The following is a 6,043-nucleotide window of genomic DNA, read 5'->3' on the forward strand; positions in this document are numbered from 1 at the left end:
CCTAAAACAGAAATTAAAGAAAATAAAATCTCTTCAGGCGCAGATATAACCTTAAAGCTTGAAAAAGCCCCAAAAATAATAGTTGAAGTAAAGAAAATAAATCCTGAAATATTCCTTGTAGGTTTTAAAGCTGAATACGATCTTTCACGAGATGAATTAATTGAATCAGCACGAAAAAGGGCTGAAGAATCTAATATTGACCTTATGGTTGCAAATGATGTTGCAATTGAAGGTGCTGGTTTTGGTGAGGATAAAAATCAGGTTATTTTAATTGATGATGAAATTACTGATGTTCCTTTGAGTTCTAAAAAGGAAGTTGCTGAGCGGGTTATTGATAAGATTATTTTTAAACTTTAATTTTTAAAATAGTTATTCTTTCTTTTCCTCTTCCTCAATTACTATTGCTCCCTGATATCCACAATCAAAACACTGCCATAACGACCAGTTTTGAGGAATTACCCATTTAATATTAGTAGAACCGCAAACTGGGCATTTTTTAATTCTTTTCATATTATTCGCCTTAGAAACTAAATTCACAAACAAAAGCAATGTGATCCTTCTCATAAGGCTCTAACTTGACCTTCTCGGTCACTTTAAATCCATGTGTTTTTAATTTTGATTCTTCTTCTTTGAATATCTTATTTGGGGCTTTTGTAACGTCAATACTCCTTGCTTTTATCATCAATATGCCAATTCCATCCTCTTTTAGATATAAACGGGCGTTATCCATGAAAAGTTCAGATTGGTTTGGTTGAGCCACATCTGAATAAAGAACATCCACTTTTTGAAGTAAATTCATGTAATTCTTTGGCTTTGTAGCATCGTCAAGGATTGGAATGATATTTTTACGTTCCCGACTCAAATCAGCCAGTTTATGCATCATCTTCGGCGAAAACTCAACAGAATAAATCAGGCCATTTTTACATATATCCGAGATATGTGAGGGAGTAGTACCCGCTGATGCCCCTAAATAGAGCACTTTTGAGTCTTCATTAAATGGAAATGTTTCCAGACCATTTTGAATTGCAGCTGAAAGTTTTGAACGTCTTGGATCCCATATTCTGTATTCTTTACCTTCAATTTCAACCAATCGTTCACCGTAAACTTTAATTCCCTGATTAAAATTTTCTGTGGCCACATGGCCATCAATTTCATATACTCCCTGAAATTTTTGAATGATTTCCATTTTAAGCTTCTCCTAAACCTCAAATATCTAATTATCAAAATTATTTTCAAATTTCATCATCTTTAATGATGCATCTGTCTTCTAAACTCTGCATGGATTCAAGAATTTCTTCCCGTATTCTGTGAACATTTTCAATTGAGTCTAGAAGTTCAAGTCTTGTGGTGTGAACTGAAGATCTTATGGTTTCTGCTTCAGTTCCAATATTAGCCATTAGATTTTCTGTTTTTTCATGCTGCATATCCATCATACTGCGCATCTGCTCAAAATTATTTTTCAATCTTGCCTCAGTTCTTTTAGAAAACCTTATTGCAACCACAGCTAAAATTGAAGCGATGAAACTTGATATTATTGACAGAACATATAAAGGCAATAAAATATCTACCATAATCTTCTCCCCATCAATAGTAATCTTCAATCTTTTTTCTGTATTTATCCCTCTTTTTCTTTTTCATCTTCTTTTTACCCTTCTTACCGTTCTTCTGGGCTTTTTTAGTCCTTGGAGGAAATGGATATTTCTTTTTAAGCTCTTCAAGATGTTCTTCAAAGCTTTCTTTTATACCTGCATCAAATTCACCAGAATAAACATCCTTTCTAACTGCAAGAGATATTTTAGCAGCCAAAGCTCTGGCAATTTTTCCTTTAAGCCACCATTTAGCGCTTCTAATTTCAGGATACTGATATATCAGGCCATGCTTTGGAGGCCTTTCTCCAGTTTTTAGATGCCTGAAAAGGGCTTTTTCAGCACCCATAATTTGAACAGTGCTTGATGGAAGCAAAGACAATCTTTCTAAGCTCCCTGCATGGGCTACAAGCTTTGCACCCAGCAATGACCCCACAAGGTCGCTTAAATTCGGTGCAATTTCATTCATTTTCTGTTCAACATAATCTGTAAGGGATTTTTTAGTGTCTTGAAGTGACTTTATGGAATCTGCGAAGTTTTTAACCATTTCAAGGTCGAAATCCCCAATTTCAGCCCCAGTGCTTTGATCTGCAATATATATCTCATCTAAAAGTCCTGATTCTATTATGGAGCTCATATCACCATATTCAGCTACTAGGTTTACATATTTTTCCTGATTTTTTATTTTATTCAGTTCAGGGAAATGGATTGAGTGCCATTCCCTTAATCTTTCAATCAATTTGCCTGTTGCATCGTCAATTTCATCTATTGAATTTATTGCCTGGATTAAATAGCTATCCCTGGTTTTAGAAGCTTCTTTTAATTTATAATTGATAATTTCAATGGATAAATCATGTAATATTTCATTTAAATCATCTTCTGCTTCTAAGATTCCATTTTCTACCAGTATTTTATCAATGTTTGATCTTAGAAAGTCACCGGCAACATTTGGAGTTTCAAATTTAAATTTAGATGCTCCCTTTAAGTTCTTATACTTTGATAAAGTTAGATTTGTTTCAATTGTTATTGAATCGCATTTTTTGATATTTCTTTTTAATATTGACTCTTCCTGGAGAGTTAAATTCCCTTTATTTAATTCTATAACTCTTTCTGCAAGTTTTCCTTTTGGGAAAAGTTCATAATCTATGAGTGTGAAACTTTCATCAAAGAGCATAAAGCCCATGAAACAATTTGTAAGATAGCATTTCATAGGGATTAATCTGTATTTTAAGACTTTAAAGTTTATTTATATGGTGACATTGATGTTAGAAACTGAATTATGTAACGTTAAAATGAAAAATCCAACAATGTTAGCCGCAGGCATACTGGGAAGCACAGCCTCCTCGCTTAACTGGGCTTCAAGAAGTGGAGCTGGCGCAGTAGTGACTAAATCTTTTGGTTTGAACCCAAATAAAGGCTATAATAATCCTACAACAGTTGAAGTTACTGGCGGAGTTATAAATGCAATAGGACTTTCAAATCCCGGTGTAGATGCTTTTCTGGAAGAACTTAAAAAGATAGATAGTTCCACCACGACTGTTGCTTCCATTTATGGCTCTTCAAGTGATGAATTTTCTCAAATTGCCTCTAAAATAGAGAATTATGCAGATATGATTGAATTAAATGTTTCCTGTCCCCATGCACAGAAGGGATGCGGAGCTTCAATAGGAGAAGACCCAGAACTAACAGCCAGTATAGTTAAAGCAGTGAAAAATACTGTTAAAATTCCCGTAATTGTAAAATTAACCCCTAATGTTACTGATATTGTTGAAATTGCCATATGGTCCCAAAAAGCGGGATGTGACGGTTTAACACTTATTAATTCAGTTGGTCCGGGGATGAGGATTGATATTGAATCTGGAAATCCAATTCTTTCCAATAAATTCGGTGGACTGTCAGGCCCTGCAATAAAACCAATTGCTCTTCGATGTGTCTATGATATATATGACGCAGTTGAAATTCCAATCATTGGTGTGGGCGGTATAGCAGATTACAGGGACGCTGTAGAATTCATGTTCGCAGGTGCAAAGTGTGTTCAAATTGGAACCGCAATTATGTATAAAGGACTGGATATCTTCAAAGAAATTAATGATGGAATCCAAAAATTCATGATAGAAAAGGAGTACGAAACCATCGATGAAATGGTTGGAATAGCCCATTAACCTAATAAAAATAAAATAAAGGATGTTCTAAGAACATACTTGATATAATATTATATTTAATTAAAATCAGGCAGATAACATGCATATTCCTAAAACTATTGCAATAAAAAGAATAATTAAAGAAACTGAAACTGTTAAAACATTTATATTCGATTTTCCCACTAATAACATCACACCCGGGCAATTTATGATGGTGTGGAACTTTGAAGACGAAAAACCAATGTCGATTTCTTTAATTGACCGGGAAAAAAACGAAATAGGCATATCCATCAAGAAAGTAGGTCCTTTTACAGAAGCTGTACACTCTCTCAAGGTTGGGGATAAACTCGGTTTAAGAGGTCCTTACGGGCATGGCTTTGAAATAAAGGGTTCAAAAATTCTTGCAGTGGGTGGTGGCGTAGGTATGGCTCCTATTGCTGCTTTTGTAGAGTATGCACGAAATAAAGGTGTTGATGTAGATGTTATAACTGCTGCAGCAACAAAAGATGAACTTTTATTTATGGATAAGCTTAAAGCTACAGATATCACTGCCTATGCATGTACAGATGATGGAAGCTTTGGATTTTGCGGTTTTGCCACTGAATTCATGGAAAAAATTCTCCAGGAGAATGATTACGACATGATTGTAACCTGCGGTCCTGAGGTTATGATGAAAGGAGTATTTGAAATCGCAGAAAAATATAAAATCCAGGCCCAATTTTCTCTTGAACGTTATATGAAATGTGGTATAGGCATATGCGGTCAATGCTGCGTGGATGATACGGGTTGGAGAGTTTGTGTGGAAGGTCCGGTGTTTTCAATTGAAGATATTAGATTAATTTCAGAATTCGGAAAATATAAAAGAGATGCATCAGGAATAAAGCATAATATTTAACAATTTTTATTAATTCCCATTTTTAAAGTGATATTATGATTTATAAGTTAAAAGGTACTTTAACATCAGCGGTTTTTGTTATTTTGGCACTTCTTATCATTTCATTTTTCATTCTAACCCCTATGATGAGCATGATTATCCTTGGTCTTGCCTTTGCATATGGAGTTCGTCCAATCTCCAAAAGGATGTTAACCAATTTAAAATTTGAGACACTTTCCATAATAGCCGCAATGATAGTACTTATTTTACCCCTAATAATCATCATCGCTATTGTTATAAGTTCTTTTATTGAATCTGTACCTATAATTGTTGGGGTGGCAAAAAACAGTAATTTAGGCAATATAAATTCCACAACAGTGCAGCAGTTACTGCCAGTAGGACTCCAGACATATACTGGTTCATTAATTAAAGCTGCAAATGTAGGAATTGAAGATATTTTGAGGAATTCGTTGAATTATCTTGTTAATTATGTAGGATCTATACCAACTATTGCTTTCCAGCTCTTCATATTCTTAGCATCAACTTTCTACTTTGCAAAGGACGGTGATAAGTTATTGGAATATATCAAATTTGCCATTCCAACTGATAGAGAGCATTATTTTGATACTCTTTTTAGAGAAGTTGAAAGGGTTTTAAAGAGCATATTTTTTGGACATTTTCTTACCGCAATTTTAACTGGTATAATTGGAGGAGTTGGATTCTGGATCATAGGATATCCTTTCCCTTCATTTTTAGGAATATTAACCGGTTTCTTCCAGCTCATACCGTTTATTGGTCACTGGCCCCTACCTATTGTCCTTGCGGCTTATAGCATTTTTACAGGGAGCTACTTACAAGCTTTTGCTGTTATAACCCTTGGATTGATTATGAGCTTGGTTGACATTTATATCAGACCCAAAATATCCAGTAAATATGCAGATATTCACCCCCTGATATTCATACTCGGATTCCTGTGCGGACCATTGGTATTTGGTCTGGTTGGTTTTATTTTAGGCCCTCTTATATTAGGGGTTACATATGCAGCTGTTAAAGCATATAAAAAGGAAAATGATCTTGTCAAGAAAAATAAAAAAATTAATCCCTGAACTCAGGGTTTATACCAATCTTATTTGAACGGAATTAGAAGTTACAGTGTGATTTGAGCCTCTAGTATCTTTAAATGTTACAGTAAAACTTCCAATAAAGAAAGGATTAGAAACGGAAGCATTAGCGCCGAAATCCTGTTGAACTTCTGCATCTGTAGGTATATACAATTGAATAACGTAATTTTTAGTATCTCCAGGCTTCAATGTACCCAAAGTTTGCTTAACGCCTTGAGCGATAATCTGAACATCAGTTACATTCTCAGAACCTTTATTAGAAACTTCGTATTGAACTGTTACGTTCATACCCTTTCTAGCTGTTTCAGGGGCCTTTTGAAC

9 protein-coding genes are annotated in these 6,043 nt (G+C 34.7%); 4 read left to right on the forward strand and 5 right to left on the reverse strand.

Annotation, left to right across the window (positions count from 1 at the left end):
- Positions 1-357 (forward strand): phosphopantothenoylcysteine decarboxylase (locus QMD61_11310; GenBank protein ID MDI6725222.1); only part of this gene is annotated, 357 nt, incomplete at its 5' end.
- 12 nt (positions 358-369) lie between these two features.
- On the opposite strand, the gene QMD61_11315 is transcribed toward QMD61_11310, so the two are convergent.
- Genes QMD61_11315 through QMD61_11330 form a run of 4 tightly spaced genes read right to left on the reverse strand, consistent with a single transcriptional unit; the run spans position 370 to position 2,796 of the window.
- Complete coding sequence (locus QMD61_11315; GenBank protein ID MDI6725223.1) at positions 370-510, reverse strand: hypothetical protein; 141 nt, start codon at positions 508-510, stop codon at positions 370-372.
- Positions 511-520: 10 nt separating this feature from the next.
- A complete protein-coding gene (locus QMD61_11320; GenBank protein MDI6725224.1) occupies positions 521-1,186 on the reverse strand; it encodes a fibrillarin-like rRNA/tRNA 2'-O-methyltransferase in 666 nt (221 codons plus the stop codon).
- A gap of 46 nt (positions 1,187-1,232) precedes the next feature.
- Positions 1,233-1,571, reverse strand: coding sequence for a hypothetical protein (locus tag QMD61_11325; protein ID MDI6725225.1), 339 nt, complete (start codon positions 1,569-1,571; stop codon positions 1,233-1,235).
- Positions 1,572-1,584: 13 nt separating this feature from the next.
- Positions 1,585-2,796 (reverse strand): ATP-binding protein, encoded by a 1,212-nt coding sequence (locus tag QMD61_11330; GenBank protein MDI6725226.1) that lies wholly within the window; start codon positions 2,794-2,796, stop codon positions 1,585-1,587.
- Between the two features lie 52 nt (positions 2,797-2,848).
- On the opposite strand from QMD61_11330, the gene QMD61_11335 reads away from it, so the two are divergent.
- The 3 genes from QMD61_11335 to QMD61_11345 all read left to right on the forward strand — a co-directional run bounded on the left by QMD61_11335 (position 2,849) and on the right by QMD61_11345 (position 5,707).
- Positions 2,849-3,748: a dihydroorotate dehydrogenase gene (locus tag QMD61_11335; GenBank protein MDI6725227.1), complete on the forward strand. Its 900-nt coding sequence runs from the start codon at positions 2,849-2,851 to the stop codon at positions 3,746-3,748.
- 79 nt (positions 3,749-3,827) lie between these two features.
- Positions 3,828-4,622 carry a dihydroorotate dehydrogenase electron transfer subunit gene (locus QMD61_11340; protein MDI6725228.1) on the forward strand — a complete coding sequence of 265 codons (795 nt, stop codon included), beginning with the start codon at positions 3,828-3,830 and terminating at the stop codon, positions 4,620-4,622.
- A gap of 35 nt (positions 4,623-4,657) precedes the next feature.
- Positions 4,658-5,707, forward strand: coding sequence for an AI-2E family transporter (locus QMD61_11345; GenBank protein ID MDI6725229.1), 1,050 nt, complete (start codon positions 4,658-4,660; stop codon positions 5,705-5,707).
- A 9-nt stretch (positions 5,708-5,716) separates the two neighbouring features.
- On the opposite strand, the gene QMD61_11350 is transcribed toward QMD61_11345, so the two are convergent.
- The coding region (locus tag QMD61_11350) for a hypothetical protein (protein MDI6725230.1) at positions 5,717-6,043 on the reverse strand (327 nt) is incomplete at its 5' end.

The organism is Methanobacterium sp. (assembly GCA_030017655.1).
Classification (GTDB): domain Archaea; phylum Methanobacteriota; class Methanobacteria; order Methanobacteriales; family Methanobacteriaceae; genus Methanobacterium_D.

Excerpts from the sequence above, each read along its gene's own strand:
- QMD61_11315 (MDI6725223.1), bottom strand. The coding sequence starts at position 510 with ATGAAAAGAATTAAAAAATGCCCAGTTTGCGGTTCTACTAATATTAAA.
- QMD61_11320 (MDI6725224.1), bottom strand. The coding sequence starts at position 1,186 with ATGGAAATCATTCAAAAATTTCAGGGAGTATATGAAATTGATGGCCAT.
- QMD61_11325 (MDI6725225.1), bottom strand. The coding sequence starts at position 1,571 with ATGGTAGATATTTTATTGCCTTTATATGTTCTGTCAATAATATCAAGT.
- QMD61_11330 (MDI6725226.1), bottom strand. The coding sequence starts at position 2,796 with ATGAAATGCTATCTTACAAATTGTTTCATGGGCTTTATGCTCTTTGAT.
- QMD61_11335 (MDI6725227.1), top strand. The coding sequence starts at position 2,849 with ATGTTAGAAACTGAATTATGTAACGTTAAAATGAAAAATCCAACAATG.
- QMD61_11340 (MDI6725228.1), top strand. The coding sequence starts at position 3,828 with ATGCATATTCCTAAAACTATTGCAATAAAAAGAATAATTAAAGAAACT.
- QMD61_11345 (MDI6725229.1), top strand. The coding sequence starts at position 4,658 with ATGATTTATAAGTTAAAAGGTACTTTAACATCAGCGGTTTTTGTTATT.